General features: G+C 65.2%; 17 protein-coding genes. 8 read left to right on the top strand and 9 right to left on the bottom strand.

What is annotated here, in order from left to right:
• The first annotated feature begins 73 nt into the window (after window positions 1–73).
• Complete coding sequence (locus AC5RT4_RS05805; protein ID WP_494105130.1) at window positions 74–1,186, top strand: DNA alkylation repair protein; 1,113 nt, start codon at window positions 74–76, stop codon at window positions 1,184–1,186.
• Window positions 1,187–1,201: 15 nt separating this feature from the next.
• Here AC5RT4_RS05805 and AC5RT4_RS05800 read toward each other — a convergent pair whose 3' ends face one another.
• From AC5RT4_RS05800 to AC5RT4_RS05790, 3 genes are all read right to left on the bottom strand, one after another.
• Window positions 1,202–3,031, bottom strand: coding sequence for a S8 family serine peptidase (locus AC5RT4_RS05800; RefSeq protein WP_494105129.1), 1,830 nt, complete (start codon window positions 3,029–3,031; stop codon window positions 1,202–1,204).
• A 168-nt stretch (window positions 3,032–3,199) separates the two neighbouring features.
• Complete coding sequence (locus tag AC5RT4_RS05795; protein WP_494105128.1) at window positions 3,200–4,072, bottom strand: NAD-dependent epimerase/dehydratase family protein; 873 nt, start codon at window positions 4,070–4,072, stop codon at window positions 3,200–3,202.
• Window positions 4,069–4,662, bottom strand: coding sequence for an adenylate kinase (locus tag AC5RT4_RS05790; RefSeq protein WP_494105127.1), 594 nt, complete (start codon window positions 4,660–4,662; stop codon window positions 4,069–4,071). Before AC5RT4_RS05790 ends, AC5RT4_RS05795 begins: the two co-directional genes overlap by 4 nt.
• 291 nt (window positions 4,663–4,953) lie before the next feature.
• Here AC5RT4_RS05790 and AC5RT4_RS05785 point away from each other — a divergent pair, with 291 nt between their 5' ends.
• Window positions 4,954–5,697 carry a GAF and ANTAR domain-containing protein gene (locus AC5RT4_RS05785; protein ID WP_494105126.1) on the top strand — a complete coding sequence of 248 codons (744 nt, stop codon included), beginning with the start codon at window positions 4,954–4,956 and terminating at the stop codon, window positions 5,695–5,697.
• 122 nt (window positions 5,698–5,819) lie between these two features.
• Window positions 5,820–6,257 (top strand): response regulator transcription factor, encoded by a 438-nt coding sequence (locus AC5RT4_RS05780; RefSeq protein ID WP_494041390.1) that lies wholly within the window; start codon window positions 5,820–5,822, stop codon window positions 6,255–6,257.
• A gap of 202 nt (window positions 6,258–6,459) precedes the next feature.
• Here the strand turns inward: AC5RT4_RS05780 and AC5RT4_RS05775 are convergent, their stop codons facing one another.
• The 5 genes from AC5RT4_RS05775 to AC5RT4_RS05755 form a co-directional block, all read right to left on the bottom strand.
• The gene (locus AC5RT4_RS05775) at window positions 6,460–7,296 is read right to left on the bottom strand and encodes an alpha/beta fold hydrolase (RefSeq protein WP_494105125.1); all 837 of its coding nucleotides are present in this window, start codon (window positions 7,294–7,296) and stop codon (window positions 6,460–6,462) included.
• A gap of 96 nt (window positions 7,297–7,392) precedes the next feature.
• Window positions 7,393–7,590: a hypothetical protein gene (locus tag AC5RT4_RS05770; RefSeq protein WP_494105124.1), complete on the bottom strand. Its 198-nt coding sequence runs from the start codon at window positions 7,588–7,590 to the stop codon at window positions 7,393–7,395.
• A 253-nt stretch (window positions 7,591–7,843) separates the two neighbouring features.
• Window positions 7,844–9,028 (bottom strand): fatty acid desaturase family protein, encoded by a 1,185-nt coding sequence (locus tag AC5RT4_RS05765; protein ID WP_494105123.1) that lies wholly within the window; start codon window positions 9,026–9,028, stop codon window positions 7,844–7,846.
• A gap of 12 nt (window positions 9,029–9,040) precedes the next feature.
• Window positions 9,041–10,138: a ferredoxin reductase gene (locus tag AC5RT4_RS05760; RefSeq protein WP_494041386.1), complete on the bottom strand. Its 1,098-nt coding sequence runs from the start codon at window positions 10,136–10,138 to the stop codon at window positions 9,041–9,043.
• A gap of 231 nt (window positions 10,139–10,369) precedes the next feature.
• Window positions 10,370–11,404, bottom strand: a complete 1,035-nt coding sequence (locus AC5RT4_RS05755) for an LLM class flavin-dependent oxidoreductase (RefSeq protein ID WP_494041734.1) — start codon at window positions 11,402–11,404, stop codon at window positions 10,370–10,372.
• Window positions 11,405–11,549: 145 nt separating this feature from the next.
• Here AC5RT4_RS05755 and AC5RT4_RS05750 point away from each other — a divergent pair, with 145 nt between their 5' ends.
• A complete protein-coding gene (locus AC5RT4_RS05750) occupies window positions 11,550–11,954 on the top strand; it encodes a YidH family protein (protein WP_494041385.1) in 405 nt (134 codons plus the stop codon).
• Between the two features lie 3 nt (window positions 11,955–11,957).
• Complete coding sequence (locus tag AC5RT4_RS05745) at window positions 11,958–12,296, top strand: DUF202 domain-containing protein (RefSeq protein ID WP_494041384.1); 339 nt, start codon at window positions 11,958–11,960, stop codon at window positions 12,294–12,296.
• Window positions 12,297–12,314: 18 nt separating this feature from the next.
• Here AC5RT4_RS05745 and AC5RT4_RS05740 read toward each other — a convergent pair whose 3' ends face one another.
• Complete coding sequence (locus AC5RT4_RS05740; protein WP_494041383.1) at window positions 12,315–12,713, bottom strand: hypothetical protein; 399 nt, start codon at window positions 12,711–12,713, stop codon at window positions 12,315–12,317.
• Between the two features lie 55 nt (window positions 12,714–12,768).
• Here AC5RT4_RS05740 and AC5RT4_RS05735 point away from each other — a divergent pair, with 55 nt between their 5' ends.
• The 3 genes from AC5RT4_RS05735 (at window position 12,769) to AC5RT4_RS05725 (ending at window position 15,589) form a co-directional block, all read left to right on the top strand.
• Window positions 12,769–13,005: a DUF2630 family protein gene (locus AC5RT4_RS05735; protein ID WP_494105122.1), complete on the top strand. Its 237-nt coding sequence runs from the start codon at window positions 12,769–12,771 to the stop codon at window positions 13,003–13,005.
• Window positions 13,006–13,127: 122 nt separating this feature from the next.
• Window positions 13,128–13,922 carry a carbon-nitrogen hydrolase family protein gene (locus AC5RT4_RS05730; RefSeq protein WP_494041381.1) on the top strand — a complete coding sequence of 265 codons (795 nt, stop codon included), beginning with the start codon at window positions 13,128–13,130 and terminating at the stop codon, window positions 13,920–13,922.
• A 329-nt stretch (window positions 13,923–14,251) separates the two neighbouring features.
• Complete coding sequence (locus tag AC5RT4_RS05725) at window positions 14,252–15,589, top strand: ammonium transporter (protein ID WP_494105121.1); 1,338 nt, start codon at window positions 14,252–14,254, stop codon at window positions 15,587–15,589.
• Window positions 15,590–15,607: the final 18 nt, after the last annotated feature.

Genomic DNA, 15,607 nt, shown 5'->3' with positions numbered 1-15,607 from the left:
TAGCCGGGAACGGCACTTCCGCCCCGGAGCCTAAGGCCGCTTATACGCCGTACCCCGGCGGTAGCCTGACTGGATGGGCGTTATGAATGAACTGATCAATCCGCGGGGCATAGAAGCGCTTACCCGGATCCTCCGCGACAGCGCACCAGCTGTGCAGTGGACACAAACGGCTGCCACCGCGTCGCTGCTCGGTGACCTGAACCTGCGGGCCAGGACTGATTTGGTGGCAGACGCCCTCGCCGCTGACGCCGGCTCAGGTCCAGCCCCGGCATATACGACGGCGTCTGCCGCCTTCCGGGCGGCACTGGCAGTTCCGGATTTTACCGGCTGGGTCCTCTGGCCCGTATCGGAGGCGGCCGTCACCCTGGCTCTTGCATCAGGTTCAGCTGATGACTTCGACAACTGCCTCGGCCTGCTGGCCCAACTGACGCCGAGGCTCACCGGGGAGTTCGCAGTCCGCCGCCTCCTGGCAAATAATCCGGAGCGGGCCCTGGCAGCAATCCTGGGTTGGACGGCCAGCACCGATGAGCACGTCCGCCGTCTGGCCAGCGAGGGCACGCGCCCCTACCTGCCGTGGGCGGTGCGCGTCCCGGCCCTCCTTCAGCGGCCCGGCGCCACCCTTCCCATCCTTACTGCCCTCTACCGCGACCCGTCCGAGTACGTCCGGCGTTCGGTGGCGAACCACCTCAACGACCTCGCCCGGCATGCCCCCGACGCTGTTGTGGACACCGCCCGCCACTGGCTTTCTGCGGCGGACGGCAACACCGAATGGGTGGTCCGCCACGGGCTCCGGACCCTCGTCAAGAAGGGCCATCCCGGCGCTCTGACCCTGCTGGGCTTTCCGCCGGCGTCAGTGGCTGTTACAGGCCCGCGCCTTGACCGGAACGTCCTTTCATTGCCGGGTGAGTTGACGTTTGCCTTTGAGGTCGCCAACACCGGCACCGAGGACGTGCGCCTCGCCGTGGACTACCTGGTGCACTACCGCAAGGCCAACGGCGGCCAGTCCGCGAAGGTCTTCAAGATCTCAACCCTCACCCTGGCCCCGGGTGAAAGCCGGAGCCTGTCCAGGCGCCATGCTTTCAGGCAGATGACCACCAGGGTTCACCATCCGGGCCTGCATGCGCTGGAGCTGCAGATCAACGGAACCGTGCATGGCCGGGCCGAGTTCCTGCTGGAGATGCCGTAGTTCCTGCTGTGTGGGCTAGAACGATCCCGTGGTGAACTGCCAGCTCCTGCCGGCGAACGGGTTTCCGGCAAGGTCACGTACTCCGGCGCTGCCACCGGTCACCGTCACGGTGTACCTGGTCTTCGCAGCCAGAGCCTGCTGAGGGTCCAGGATCCACTGGTTGGTAGTGCCGTTCCGGTAAACAGCCGCCGGTACCACTGCCCCGGTGGCAGCATTCTTCACCGTGAAAGTGGTCCCGGTAACGCCCTGGACAGCCTCACTGAACGTAACGCTGATGTTGTTGGTCCGTCGTACCAGCGTTGCACTGCTGCCGGGGGTGTAGCCGGTGAGTACGGGGCCGGGTCCCGTAACAAAGCTCCAGCTGGTGGAAGCCAGCGGAGTTCCTGCCCTGTCGCGGATGGCTGACGTGCCGCCCGCCAGGGTGGCCGTGTAGCGGGTGTCCGCGCCCAGCGCGGCGGCCGGGTCCAGGGTGGCGGTGCGGGTGGTGGAGTTGTAGGTGACGCTGGCGGGAACGGTGCCGCCGGCAGAGTTCCTAAGCACGAACGTTCCGGTGGTGACTCCCTGGACGGCGGCGCTGAAGGTGGCGGTCACGTTGGTTCCCGTTGCCACCGCCGACGCGTCTGCTGCCGGCGTCGCGGCGGTGACGGTGGGCGCAGGAGCCGGAGCAGGAACGGGCGAGGGTGCGGGCGCGGGTGCCGGAGCCACAGGGGCGGCAAACAGCAGCCGGTTGGGCGTGCCGCTGGTGGCTCCGGTGATCACTCCGGCGGTGGCGTTGGACACCAGCGCGCCAGCTACCTGCGCCGGCGAAAGTGCCGGGTCCTGGGAAAGCAGCACTGCAGCTGCCCCTGCCGCATGGGGAGCGGCCATGGAGGTTCCGGACATGGACGCCGTGGCGGTGGCGGAAGTGTGGTGGGTGGAGGTGATGCTGACGCCGGGCGCGTAGAGGTCCACGCAGGAGCCGAAGTTGGAGAAGGGCGCCTGCCGGTCAGCGGAGTCGCTGGCGGCGACAGTGACTGCCCCTGGGACGCGGGCGGGGGAACCGCCGCAGGCATCAACGGCGGAGTTGCCGGCGGCAACCACTGCAGCGACGCCGTCGTTCATTACAGCCGTGATGGCGGCGTCCACTGAGGAACTGGCGGCGCCGCCGAGGCTGAGGTTTGCCACAGCGGGCGTTCCGGCAGGATGGTGGGCGACGATCCAGTCCAGGCCGGCTATGACGTCGGAGTTGTAGCCGGAGCCGTTGCAGTCCAGAACCCGCACCGGCACCACGGTGGCGCCCTTGGCCACACCGTAAGTGGACCCGGCAACCGATCCGGCCACGTGGGTGCCGTGCCCGTTGCAGTCGCTGGAGCCCAGGCCGTCAGCGACGGCAGACCAGCCGGCTGCAACCCGGCCGCCGAAATCGGCGTGGGAGGCAAGGACCCCCGTGTCCAGCACATAGGCGTTCACTCCTGTTCCGGACGCCGTCCAGGAGTAGGACCCGGAGAGGGGCAGGGGCCTCTGGTCCACGCGGTCCAGGCCCCAGGGTGCGGGCTGCTGGGAAGCGGAAAGACTGACGGGCGCGTCCGCTTCCACCGAGACCACGCGGCCGGACCGTGCCAGGGCAGCGGCCCGTGCAGGATTGGCAGTTACCACTGCTCCGCGGATGGCGTGGGCGAAGGTGCGGCCTACCGCCAGTCCCTGCCCCCGCATTGCGGCTGCCTCTGCGGCAACATCGGCATTGGCTGCGTACTGGACAATGTAGCGTCCCGTCGCTTCGGCCGGCGCCGGCGGCGCTGCTGATGCCGGCAGGGAAGCGGCGGAAAGGGCGACGGCGGAAACCAGCACTGCTGCGGCGGGCAGCACAAAGGATGGAGTACGAATTTTGGGGTCCTTGCTTCGGCGTTGCGGGCTGCGCGGGCAGGTGGATCGTCCCGCCCTGCCAAAAGACTAGGACCCGTTTCCGCACTGGATCCGGCTCCTTGCAGGATCCTGTGCCAACCCTTTGGGATTTCTGCGGCTCTGCGCCAAAGCTCAGATCGAGGCGCCCGCGGGGACACTCAGCCGGTGGTTCCGCCACGAGTATTCCGGCTCAAAACCCAGCAGGCGCCGTGCCTTGTCTATGGACAGCATGGTTTCGTGCTCGCCCAGGTCCTTGGTGACCTTGACGGCGGGGAACACTTCCGCAGCCAGTTCCGCACTGGACCGGCTCATCACCGTATCCGCGTTGGCGATGATGTACGCCTCGAAGCCCGGCTTTGCGTTTTCCAGCGCGCGGACCACGGCCTGCGCGCCGTCGCGGCCATCGATGTAGCTCCAGAGGTTCCATTTCCGCAGCGTGGCATCGGCGTCGAATGCTGGGAACCCGGCGTAGTCTTCCACGTCCATGACGTTGGAGAACCGGAGCCCGGAGATGCTCAGTTCCGGGTCCCACCGGGTCAGCTCCACGGCCATCTGCTCCTCGAGGTGCTTCACCAGCGAGTAGGTGCTCTCCGGCCGCGCCGGGTACTCTTCGTCCACCGGAATGTAGGGCGGGTCGATGTCGAACGGCAGTCCCAGCACCGTTTCACTTGAGGCGTAGACCACCTTCTTGATGCCGGCGCGCCGGGCCGCCTGGAACACGTTGTAGGTGGCGAGCATGTTGTTTTCGAACGTGGCCGCGTCCGGGATGATGCCGGGCGCGGGAACGGCACCCAGGTGGACCACGGCGTCGAACCCGGCGTGCCGGTCGTCCAGCCCGAGCAGGACATCCACCACCTGGCCATAGTTCCGCAGATCCACCACCACCAGGCTGGGGTTCCGCTCCCCTGCCCGGTCCAGGTTCAGCACCTGGTGCCCGTCGCCGGTCAGCCTGCGCACCACGTGCCGTCCCAGCTTTCCGCTTCCTCCCGTTACTGCCACCCTCATGCGCGTTCTCCTTTTTCCTTGATGAAGCGTTCGACGGCGGCGATCGCGAGTTCCGTGATGTCGCCAGGGTCGCCACTGCCGTTCACTGGCACCAGCAGGCTCCGGCCCGAGTAGACGGACACGACCTCGTGTGTCTCGCGGTGATAGAGGTCAAGGCGGCGCCGGAACACGTCCACGGTATCGTCCCCGCGGCCTCCGTCCTTGGCACGCCGTAGCATCCGCCGCTCCAGCTCGGCGTCAGGGGCCCGGAGCTCGATCACCGCATCGATGCCGTGTCCCTGGGAGGACAGCATATTGTCGAGTTCGGTTACTTGCGCTGCCGTGCGCGGATAGCCGTCCAGAAGGAAGCCGCCCTGGACGTCGGCGTCCAGGAGCCGGTCCTTGACCAGGGCATTGGTGAGGTCGTCCGGCACGAACTCGCCGTCGTCGAGGTACCTTGCGGCTTCATTGCCCAGTTCAGTCCCGCTGCTGACGTTGCTTCGGAAGATCTCACCCGTGGAAACGGCCGGGATACCAAAATGCCGCGCCAGGTGTTCTGCCTGCGTTCCCTTGCCGGAGCCGGGCGGACCGATGATGAGCAACCTGGTCATGTGTCTGTCCCTCCATGGCGCAACTGACGCTGGCTTTCCGGGTCCGCCGCCGGCAGCACCGGCGCGTGCCCCATTCTGCCGGTAATGCCCGTTCCCGCGCCAGTATCAGCGGGCCTGCGCAGCGTGAACCGACGTTTCCGGGCCTCTGGGGATGTATATACTTCTGGATATCGGTTTAGCAGCAGGCCGTTGGAAAGTTCGTCGATCCAGCGAGCACTGCGGCCTTCCCCTTCGGGGCGGCCAGAACGCTACGTGCTCGCTTAGACCTGAGCGAATGGCTTGAAAGAATCCGTGGCCAGCGAGTTAACTGCAAAAATTGATACATCCATTACCGAGCACCTGCACGAACTTGTCCTCAACAGCTCCGATGTTGAGGACTTCCTTATGGAACTGGCCCAGGTATCGGCCCGCAGTCTTTCCGAGCCGGGCGACGAGGTTCTGAGCGCCATCACGCTGCTGCGCCGGCGAAAGGCCGCAACTGTGGTCAGCAGCAGTCCTGCCGCCGAGGCCGTTGCGCGGCTTGAGTACGAGTTCAACCAGACTCCCAGCCTGACGGCCTCCACCACCCAGGAAACCGTCCAGGTGCCGGACATCCGCCATGACGGCCAGTGGCCCGACTACTCCGCAGCACTGTTGGGCGAGGGCGTCCGCTCCGTCCTCGCGCTGCCCTTCCAGCTCGAAGGCGAGACCAAAGCTGCGTTGCTGCTGTACTCGGGACGCCCGAACAGGTTTGAGGCCCGGGTGCTCAAATTCGCCCAGGATTTCGTCAGCCAGACCTCCCTCGCACTCCGGCTGGCAGTCCGATTTGAGCATCACAGCGAGACCGCGGCAAACCTGCGCGCCACACTTGAGTCCCGGACAGTGATCGACATGGCCGTGGGCATCATCATGGCCCAAAACAGGTGCAGCCAGCAGGACGCCTTCGAAATCCTAAAGACAGCGTCCAGCACCCGCAATTCGAAATTGCACGAGGTTGCCACGGCAGTGGTCAAGTCCCTGGGCCAGGGCCCGGCACGCACCCACTACGACGGGTAGCAGAGGGCTTCTGGCACCACCGGCGACCGACGTGTGTTGCCGTCGCCGGCCTGCCTGTCATAGTTGCTTCCCTGGCCCGGGCCCGGGGGTAGACTGGGGCCAACTCTTGCCGGGGGGCTCCAATGAAAAACAAGCGTGTCTGCCTCGTCGTTGAAGACAACGACGATATCCGCGGACTGATCACTGTGGTCCTGACCCGTGCAGGTTTCACTGTCAGGGCAGTTGCCACCGGCGCAGAGGGTATCGCGGCCGCGGCGGACCCTGCCGTCACACTGGTAACCCTGGACCTGGGCCTGCCCGACATGGACGGACATGTGGTGGCCCGCGCTGTCCGGGCGCTGAGCAAGGCTCCCCTGCTGTTCCTCACGGCCCGGTCCGAAAATGACGACGTCCTTGCCGGAATGGCCTCCGGCGCGGCCGCGTATCTCACCAAGCCCTTCCACCCAAAGGAACTCCAGGCATTGGCGAACCAGCTCTGCCCCGCGCCCCTTACTCCGGAAGATTCTTCCCCGCAGCCTCTTTCGCAGGCGCCCCGCGTATCCGGCAAGTCCCTCCGCTAGCCTGCCTGCCCGGCCGACATCTGCCGTCGTCGAAACCAGCCACGCTCTCTCACCTGATGCAACGTTTCCAGACACGCTCTCTCACCTGATGCAACGTTTCCAGCCACGCTCTCTCACCTGATGCAGAATGATGCCAGCGCTCGGTGACTTCCGACGACGGCGGTTCCCCGCCGCCGTCGGAAGTTCTTGCCTTGTGCGAGGGCTACTTCGCGAGGAAACGCAGCAATGCTTCGTTGACCTCGGCAGCGTGGGTCAACAGCAGGCCGTGCGGGGCACCCTCAATTTCCAGATATTCGGCATCGGGCAGGGCTTTGGCAAACAGCCGTCCTGTGGAGTCGATGGGGAGGATGTTGTCCGCAGTGCCATGGAGGATCAGTGCGGGAACGTCGATCTTGGGGATGTCCTCCCGGAAGTCCGTAAGCCAGGTGGGTTGGGCTGCAACAGATGCCGTGGCTCCGGCGCCGGCGGCGGTGTTCCAGCTGGCAGTGACCGCCTCCTGGCTGAGGCGGGGCGTGCCCAGGAAGGTGTCGCTGTTGTAGAAGTTCTTGAAGAATTCGGTGAAGAAGGCGTACCTGTCCGCAGTCACAGCCTCAGTTAGTCCGTCGAAGACCTCCTGCGGAACGCCGTCGGGGTTGTCATCGGTTTTCAGCAGGAAAGGTTCAAGGGATCCGAGGAACGCTGCCTTGGAAATCCGCGCGGAGCCATAGGTGCTCAGGTAGCGGGCCACTTCGCCGGTGCCCATGGAGAAACCAACCAGTACTGCCTCGTTCAGGTCCAGATCGGTCAAAATGGTGTTGAGGTCGGCAGCGAAAGTGTCGTAGTCGTAGCCCTCGGTGGTCTTGCTCGATTTGCCGAAGCCGCGGCGGTCATAGGTGATAACGCGGTAGCCGGCGTCGAGCAGGGCCCTTGTTTGCTTCTCCCAGGAGGCGCCGTCCAGGGGATAGCCGTGGATCAGCACGACGGGCTGGCCCGAGCCGTGGTCCTCGTAGTAAAGCTCGATGTCAGTGCTGTTTTCGGTTCCAACGGTGATGAAGGCCATCGCGGCAGGTCCTTTCGAGACTGTGGTATCGGTGCGGGCGGGAGAGGTCCCTTGCCCACGCAATCCCTACTCTAGGGTGGTCCGCCGTGCCCGGCGCTACTGTGAGGGCTGCGGAAGCTCGCACGATATCTGCGGATTGGCGCCCATGTAGTTCAGGGGGCCGGCGACGATGGTGATCGCTACAGTCCCGGCTTGCGCACAGGTGCCCGGTGCTCCCCCGAAGTAGCCCCGCTGCCAGGCGGCCACACCACCGATGATCAGCCAGATAACAACAAGAGCTCCGAGAATCCGCATGATTCCTCCATAGGCCGTGGCGGCTGTGGGATCAATTATGCGGCGTCCGCCCGGAAAAGTGAGAGAGCGTTAGGGAAAAGCCTGCGAAAAGTGAGAGAGCGTCGGGGAGAAGCCTGCAGAAGGTGAGAGAGCGTCGGGGAGAAGCCTGCAGAAGGTGAGAGAGCGTCGGGGGGAACAGAAATGCACCTCCGGCGCCGGGGTTGGTTCCCGGTACCGGAGGTGCATTCAGTGTTCTAATGCTGCCGTGCTTTGATCAGGCCTTGGCGGTCTTGCCCGGCAGGGCCAGCTTGAAGACCTTGGCCCAGGAGGAGCCCACCTGCTTGAGCAGCGGTCCGGTGGTGTACTTTAGGCCGTAACGCTGGCAGATCTCGCGGACCCTCGGCGCCACTTCGGCGTACCGGCTGGACGGCAGGTCCGGGAAGAGGTGGTGCTCGATCTGGTGCGACAGGTTGCCGGTCATGAGGTGCATGAATTTGGAACCTGAGATGTTGGCGGACCCGATCATCTGGCGGACGTACCAGTCGCCGCGGGTTTCCCCCTCCACCATTTCCTCCGTGAAGGTGTCAGTGCCTTCGGGAAAGTGTCCGCAGAAGATGACGGCGTGGGCCCACACGTTGCGTACGGCGTTGGCAGCCAGGGTGCCGTAGAGCGCCTGCTTGCCGGAGCCGGTGAGCATCGCGACCGCCGGCGTGGCGGCGTAGTCCTTGGTGAACTGCGTGACAACCTTCTTGCCCAGGGCTTTCAGGTCCTTGAGCAGGGCCTCCTTGGACTTCGTGCCTTCCTTGAACTCGGTGAGCTCGAGGTCGTAGATGGCGATGCCCCACTCGAAGACGGGAGCAAGGATGGCGTTGAACAGCGGGTTGGCCAGGTTAATGGGCTTCCACGGCTGGTTCTCGTCCATGCGCAGGAGGTTGTATCCGACGTCGTTGTCCTTGCCCACCACGTTGGTCCAGCGGTGGTGGAGGTCGTTGTGGGTGTGCTGCCAGGAGCGCGACGGTGTGACGAAGTCCCATTCCCAGGTGGTGGAGTGAATGTCCGGGTCCCGCATCCAGTCCCACTGGCCGTGCAGGATGTTGTGGCCCAGTTCCATGTTTTCAAGGATCTTGGCCAGGCTCAGCAGGGTGGTGCCCGTAACCCAGGCAACCTTGTTTTTGCTGACCAGCAGGGCTGCGCGGCCGGAGATTTCCAGGCCGCGCTGGATTTTGATCATGCGGCGGATGTAGGCAGCGTCTTCCGCTCCGCGCTTGCCGAGGATCTCGTCGCGGATGGCATCGAGTTCGCGTCCAAGCTCGGCCACCTGCTCGTCGGTCAGGTGGGCGGCAGCAGGTGGCCGGACGGTGGGGCTGCCGGTTTCTGCCAGCTTTCCGGGGCGCGTCCTTGACCCTCCGGTGGAACTGCTTTCGGCAGGTGTGTGCTTGCTTGGGGTAATTACAGACATACGTGGTTCTCCTCAGGCTTCGAGGTTGACGGGTCCGGCGGCTGCCGAGACACACGTTTGGATCAGTTGGCCGGGTTCGCCATGAATTTCTCCGGTACGGAGGTCGCGGACCTGTCCGGCCCGGAGCGGGGTAAGGCAGCTGTGGCAGATGCCCATGCGGCAGCCGCTGGGCATCAGCACGCCTGCGTCCTCGCCCACGTCCAGCAGGGGGGTGTCGCCGTCGGCTTCCACTTCCCGGTCGGACGTTTCAAAGGTGACCATGCCGCCGTCGTGCCCCACCCCCGCGTTGAACGTGGTGTTGAAACGCTCAATCATGAGGTTTCCGGGGTCACCAGCCACCGCAACATCCGAACCCGGCGCCGCCGTGGTCAGCGCGGCACGCTTCCACAGCGCCTCGGCGTCGTCCAGGAAGCTGTCCGGACCGCAGGCATAGGCGGCGCGTTCCTTCCAGTCCGGGCAGATCTCGTCCAGCTGTGCGGTGTTGGTCAGGTCCATGCGGCCTTGCTCGCCGGTGAACCAGTGGGCGAGGCGGAAGTTGGGGAATTGATCAGCGAGCTCGGCGAGTTCTTCGCGGAAGAGGCTGTCGCCGGGGGTGCGGGCCGAGTGGACCAGCACGACGTCGGCATCAGGACGCCGCGGAACAAGCGTGCGGATCATGGACATCACCGGGGTGATGCCGCTTCCAGCCGTCACCATCAGGAGGGGCCGGGGGTGCTCCGGGAGCACGAAGTCACCCTGCGGGGGCGCCAGGAACAGGACGTCGCCCGGGCGGGTGGTGCGCACCAGCGTGCCGGAGACTGCGCCAACGTCGGTGACCGTGATGGCGGGGTCCTTGCCGGCGGGGGCGCTGAGGGAATAGGACCGCCAGTGGCGGACCCCGTCCAGCTCGACACCGATGCGGGCCCATTGGCCGGCAAGGTGGGAGTGCCAGCCGCGGCCGGGCCGGAAGAAGATGGTGGCGGACTGCGCCGTCTCCTGGACTACCCGGGTGACCACACCACGAAGCTGCCGCGCAGAGTAGACGGGGTTGAACAGCGCTAAGATGTCCTCCGGCGCTAAGGGCGTGGTGAGTACAGAGGCCGCCTGGGCCAACTGGCGTAGCCGGATCATGCGATCAAGCCTAAAACGGCGCGGGCCATATTTCTCTCTCTCCGTCATATGACCGTTCCGCAGTCACGCTGTAGTGGGGGCGCTAAGCCCCCAAGCCGCACTTTAAGAGTAACGGCTGCGGTATGCGGAAGGTTCCCCCACATTCAGTAAGCATGCTTAGTATACCGCGGTCAGGGGCGGCAAGAGATATTTTTACATGGCGGGCGCGATCGTTACGCCACCTCTTCTGGGTCAGGAGCCGGAAGGCCTCCATCCCAGTGCGGGCGCTATGTAGCGGGTGACGTTTGCCAGGAGCTTGGTGTTGAACCCGACGCCGAGCTGGTTGGGGACGGTGAGCAAAAGGGTGTCGGCGGCCTGCACCGCTGTGTCTGCCGCAAGTTCCTCGGCCAGGACATCGGGTGCTCCCACGTAGCTTTTCCCGAAGCGGGCGGTCAGCCCGTCAATGACGCCCACCTGGTCCCGGCTGTCCCGAAGCGCACTTCCGGCAAAGTAGCGGCTGTCCTCACTGTCCGCGATGGGAAGCACGCTGCGGCTGACCGAAACACGCGGCGTGTGCTGGTGGCCCTGCGCAGCCCAGGCGTCCCTGAACAGCCGGATCTGCTCCGCCTGAAGTTCATGGAAGGGCACGCCGGTGTCCTCGGTCAGGAGGGTGGAACTCATCAGGTTCATTCCCAGCTCAGCAGCCCAGACGGCAGTCTTCCTGCTGCCGGCTCCCCACCAGATGCGTTCGGACAGGCCCGGTGATTGCGGTTGAACGGGCAGGAGCCCGGTGGCACCGCCGGCGTAGCGGGGATCGGCTTCCGCGATGCCGGCGCCGCTGATGGCTTTCCGGAACATGGCTGCATGCCGGCGGGCCATATCGGCGTCCGTCTCCCCCGGCTGCGGACGGTAACCGAACACTGCCGCTCCGTCCCGCGCCGGCTCGGGTGAACCACGGCTGATGCCGAGCTGAAGCCGGCCTCCGCTGATGAGGTCGGCCGCCGCTGCGTCCTCTGCCATATACAAGGGATTTTCGTAGCGCATATCGATCACCCCGGTGCCGATTTCGATCCGGTTTGTCCTCGCACCAATGGCGGACAGCAGGGGAAACGGCGAGGCCTGCTGCCGGGCAAAGTGGTGGACACGGAAGAATGCTCCGTTAACCCCGAGTTCCTCGGCCGCGACTGCGAGGTCGATTGCCTGCAGCAGGGCGTCGCCTGCCGTCCGGGTGTGGGAACCCTGGCCGGGGCCCCAGTGGCCGAATGAAAGGAATCCAATGCGCTCCATACCTGCCCCAACTGCGGCAGCCACCGGGACATTCCCCGACGGCATGAGAAGCAGCTGCCGCCCGCCTGAGCAAGCAGCTTAGGGACGGGGCCAGCCGGCTGCGAAAGGCGCAGGGACCAACTGGCGCCGTGGCTAAACTGGCACCGTGACCAAGAGTGAGCAGCATGCGGGCGCCGGCAGGCCGCCGTCGCGCGGGAGAATTGCCGAACGGCTGCTGCCCGGCGGCGAGGAGCCGGATCCGCGGTTCACGCTTGCGAACGAACGCACTTTCCTTGCCTGGATCCGTACTTCCCTGGCTCTCCTGGCCGGCGGCATTGCCATCGAGGCTTTCACCGCCGACCTTTTCCTGGAGCCCGTCCGGAAGGGCCTGGCAGTAGTGCTGCTCCTGCTGGGCATGCTGCTGAGCGCCGGCTCTGCCGTGCGGTGGCTGCGGGTGGAACAAAGCATGCGCAACAAGGCACCCCTGCCGCTGCCACTCATTGTTCCGCTGCTTGCCGTGGCAGGAGCGCTGGCAGCCGCCGTCGTGCTGGTCTTTATCCTCTGGCGTTGAACCGTGCCGCACATACATCCTTCCGCCGGGGCACACGGAGATCCGGGCCTCCAGCCGGAGCGGACCACGCTCGCCTGGGGCAGGACCATGCTGGCACTGGTGACGGTGAGCGCCATCTTCCTCCGCTGGCTTCCTGTCCACGGGCTGCCCATCCTGCTGCTATTTGCCGTCTCGGCCGCGGCAGCAGCAGCCATCTACTTCACGCAGCGTCGCCGCTACACCGCCAGTTCACGGGGCATCGCCAGGGAAATGGCCGACGCCGATACCACCGCCGTGCTTTGGACAGCTTTTGCCGGGGTTGTGTTGGGCGGACTCGGCATCGGCGTGGTCCTCGCCGGCTAGGGCTCCAGGCCCTAAGGGCTAGAACATCGGCAGGACAAAGCCCGCCAGCAGAGCAACTGCGCCGATTCCGGTGAGGCACCGGCCCAACACCGCAGCTGTTTTTCCAGCCTCGTCCGGAGCCGCCGTCTGCCACTGGGTAGGGCGCTTGGGGTGGTAGTAGATGGGGAGCGTATCGCCCACGGCCAGGTCCTTGATGTCGTGTGGTGACATGGGCGCATGGTGCACCTGGTACTTCCGGTCGAACCAGCGGAAACCCACCCCGGTGCTGTCCGAATACACCACCGCTTCGGCCATGGCCCACGGGTGCACGAAGCGGCGCAGGAAGCCTGTGTAAAAGAGCAATCCCAACCCGGCAGGCAGGCACAACCAAGTCAGCATTTCCAGGATTGGACCTGCCATATCGAGCACAGTGGGCATGATTCTGATGGTACAGGCGTACGCTGGGGGAAACGTTTCCGCGGAAGGGGTAGGCATGAACGACGAAGATCTTTTGGCCCGTATCCAAGGCCTCGTGGAGGAGGAACACACCCTCCGTGACGGTGCCGGCGACGGCCAGGCGCCGGACCAGGACAGGCTCAAGCAGGTGCAGGAAAGGCTGGACCAGGCTTGGGACCTGCTCCGTCAGCGCAGGGCCAAAGCGGAATCCGGCGAAAACCCCAACGAGGCTGAAGCCCGGCCGGTCAGCGAAGTAGAGGGCTACAAGCAGTAGCCCCCTACCCTCGTTCAGCGGAAGTCAGCCGATCGGTTCAGTCATCTGCTCCACGTGTACTGGGCGAACCCGCGCGCCTGAACCTCCCATGCATTTTGTGTAAAACAGATCGGAGCCTTCCAATGCGCCTGGCAGTCGCCCAAATCATCAGCAGTGCAGACCCTGCCGCCAACCTGGAGCTCATCCGGGACTACGCCACCCAGGCAAAAGCCGCCGGCGCCAGGCTGGTGGTGTTCCCCGAGGCGACCATGCGCGCGTTCGGGCACTCCCTGACAGACATCGCGGAACCCCTGGACGGCCCATGGGCGGAAAAGGTCCGTGCACTGGCCCTGGAACTGGACATTGCCATCGTCGCGGGAATGTTCACTCCCGGAACGGACGGCCGGGTGCGCAACACCCTGCTGGTCGCCGGCCCCGGAGTGGATACCTCTTACGACAAAGTGCACCTTTTTGATGCTTTCGGCTTCGCCGAGTCCAAAACCGTGGACGCGGGTACCAGTCCTGTCACCTTTGAAATCGAGGGCACTGTTTTTGGCCTCGCAACGTGTTACGACGTCCGCTTCCCCTCCCTGTTCACCGCCAACGCCCGGGCCGGCGCCCGGGTCAACATTGTGTGCGCCTCCTGGGGCGCCGGCGAAGGCAAAGCGGAACAGTGGGACCTTCTGGTCCGTGCGAGGGCACTGGACAGCACCACCTTCGTGGTGGCCTGCGGCCAGGGTGATCCAGAGACCATCGGCGCTGGCCCGGCCGGAACCGCACCCACGGGCATCGGCCACAGCGCCGTCGTTACCCCGCTGGGCTCAGTGGTGGCCGCGCTGGGCGGTCAACCGGAACTCGCAGTCGTGGACATTGATCCCTCAGTGGTGGACGAGGTGCGCGCCAAGCTCCCGGTACTGGCCAACGCCCGCCCGTTCTGAACCTTTCCTAAAAGCCTGCCGCCCCGCCGGGTCTCCCCCGGCGAAAGAAGCCACGACGACGGCGCGCCGCCTTCCCAGTGCGGGGCGCCGTCGTCGTTTTCCGCCTTTCAGATCGTTCATGCTCCTCCCCGATCTCCCTCCGGATGGGAGCCATTTACACGACTGAAACACCTCCGACACACGGCCTTCATGGAGCACCAGTTTCTGTAACGCGAGCGCAACTTTGCCGGCCCTTCCCCGAAACACGGAACCCGAAAGATGGACGCCGGGGGAAGTGCGAGGGCCGGCAAGTGTCCCCGCTTCGAGGCTCGATGCGAAGGGACCCGCAGGTGGAGATCACTGCCCAACATGTCTGGCTGATGGTGTCAGCCGCGATGGTACTGCTGATGACGCCAGGGCTGGGCCTCTTCTACGGCGGCATGACACGCGCCAAGGCCGCCCTGAACATGATCATGATGAGCTTCATTTCCGCCGGGACCGTTGGGGTGGTCTGGGTTCTTTGGGGCTACTCCATGACTACCGGCGACGGCGTACTGGGCATCTTTGGAAATCCCTTCGCCAGCTTCGGGCTCCGGAACCTGATGGGTTCGCCCGACCTGATCAAGGCAGGGTACAGCGCCACCTTCGCCATCATCACCGTGGCACTGATCAGCGGTGCCATTGCCGACCGCGCAAAGTTCGCTGCCTGGGCGGTGTTCGTTCCCGTGTGGGTTACCGTGGTTTACTGCCCCCTCGCCTACATGATCTGGGGCGGTGGCCTGATGAGCGCCGAGGGAGCCATCACCGCCGTTTTCGGCCAGGTCATCGACTTCGCCGGCGGCGCGGTGGTTGAAATCAGTTCCGGCACTGCTGCCTTGGTCCTGGCCCTGATAGTGGGCCAGCGGCACGGATTCGCGAAGGACCCCAACCACCGGCCGCACAACGTCCCGTTCATTATGCTGGGCGCCGCCATTCTCTGGTTCGGCTGGTTCGGCTTCAACGGCGGCGCGGCGACCACCGCGGAACAGGCCGGGCTGATCTGGGTCAACACCCTGGTGGCACCGGCAGCCGCGATGCTCAGCTGGCTTGTCACGGAAAAGATCCGCCACGGACACCCCACCTCGCTCGGAGCCGCGTCCGGCGTGGTGGCCGGGCTGGTTGCCATCACGCCTTCCTGCGCCAACGTCAGCCCCGTGGCCGCCATCGGCCTGGGCCTTGTGGCCGGAGCGGCCTGCGCCGTCTTTGTGGACCTCAAGTACCGGTTTGGGCTGGATGATTCCCTTGACGTAGTAGGAGTCCACCTGGGAGCGGGACTTATCGGAACCTTGTCACTCGGTTTTATTGCCCTGCCCGTGGACGGACAGGGTGGCGGACTGTTCTACGGCGGCGGTTTCCAGCAGCTTGTGGCACAATCCGTGGCGGTGGTGGTGACGTTGCTGCTGTCAGGCGCCGGAACCCTGGTCATTGGCCGCGCCATCAACAGGACCATCGGATTCAGGGTGAGCCACGAGGCCGAGACCGCGGGCGTTGATCTGGCCGAACACGCCGAGACCGCCTATGCCTTCGGGGAAACGGGGGCAGGTTTTCACCCTTCACGCATCGCGTCACCGCAGTTCCCCGCGTCCTCGTCCTTCCCCGCGATCCAGAACATTGCCGGCCCACGGGCCCGGGAAGACTCACTCGCCTAGCTGTTGACCCTGGTGAAA

The sequence above is a fragment of the Arthrobacter sp. sptzw42 genome, assembly GCF_059089685.1.
This window is presented reverse-complemented; position numbering and strand designations above follow the sequence as displayed.

Excerpts from the sequence above, each read along its gene's own strand:
- AC5RT4_RS05730 (WP_494041381.1), top strand. The coding sequence starts at position 13,128 with ATGCGCCTGGCAGTCGCCCAAATCATCAGCAGTGCAGACCCTGCCGCC.
- AC5RT4_RS05770 (WP_494105124.1), bottom strand. The coding sequence starts at position 7,590 with ATGCGGATTCTCGGAGCTCTTGTTGTTATCTGGCTGATCATCGGTGGT.
- AC5RT4_RS05805 (WP_494105130.1), top strand. The coding sequence starts at position 74 with ATGGGCGTTATGAATGAACTGATCAATCCGCGGGGCATAGAAGCGCTT.
- AC5RT4_RS05735 (WP_494105122.1), top strand. The coding sequence starts at position 12,769 with ATGAACGACGAAGATCTTTTGGCCCGTATCCAAGGCCTCGTGGAGGAG.
- AC5RT4_RS05740 (WP_494041383.1), bottom strand. The coding sequence starts at position 12,713 with ATGCCCACTGTGCTCGATATGGCAGGTCCAATCCTGGAAATGCTGACT.
- AC5RT4_RS05760 (WP_494041386.1), bottom strand. The coding sequence starts at position 10,138 with ATGATCCGGCTACGCCAGTTGGCCCAGGCGGCCTCTGTACTCACCACG.
- AC5RT4_RS05755 (WP_494041734.1), bottom strand. The coding sequence starts at position 11,404 with ATGGAGCGCATTGGATTCCTTTCATTCGGCCACTGGGGCCCCGGCCAG.
- AC5RT4_RS05765 (WP_494105123.1), bottom strand. The coding sequence starts at position 9,028 with ATGTCTGTAATTACCCCAAGCAAGCACACACCTGCCGAAAGCAGTTCC.
- AC5RT4_RS05780 (WP_494041390.1), top strand. The coding sequence starts at position 5,820 with ATGAAAAACAAGCGTGTCTGCCTCGTCGTTGAAGACAACGACGATATC.
- AC5RT4_RS05775 (WP_494105125.1), bottom strand. The coding sequence starts at position 7,296 with ATGGCCTTCATCACCGTTGGAACCGAAAACAGCACTGACATCGAGCTT.
- AC5RT4_RS05795 (WP_494105128.1), bottom strand. The coding sequence starts at position 4,072 with ATGAGGGTGGCAGTAACGGGAGGAAGCGGAAAGCTGGGACGGCACGTG.
- AC5RT4_RS05790 (WP_494105127.1), bottom strand. The coding sequence starts at position 4,662 with ATGACCAGGTTGCTCATCATCGGTCCGCCCGGCTCCGGCAAGGGAACG.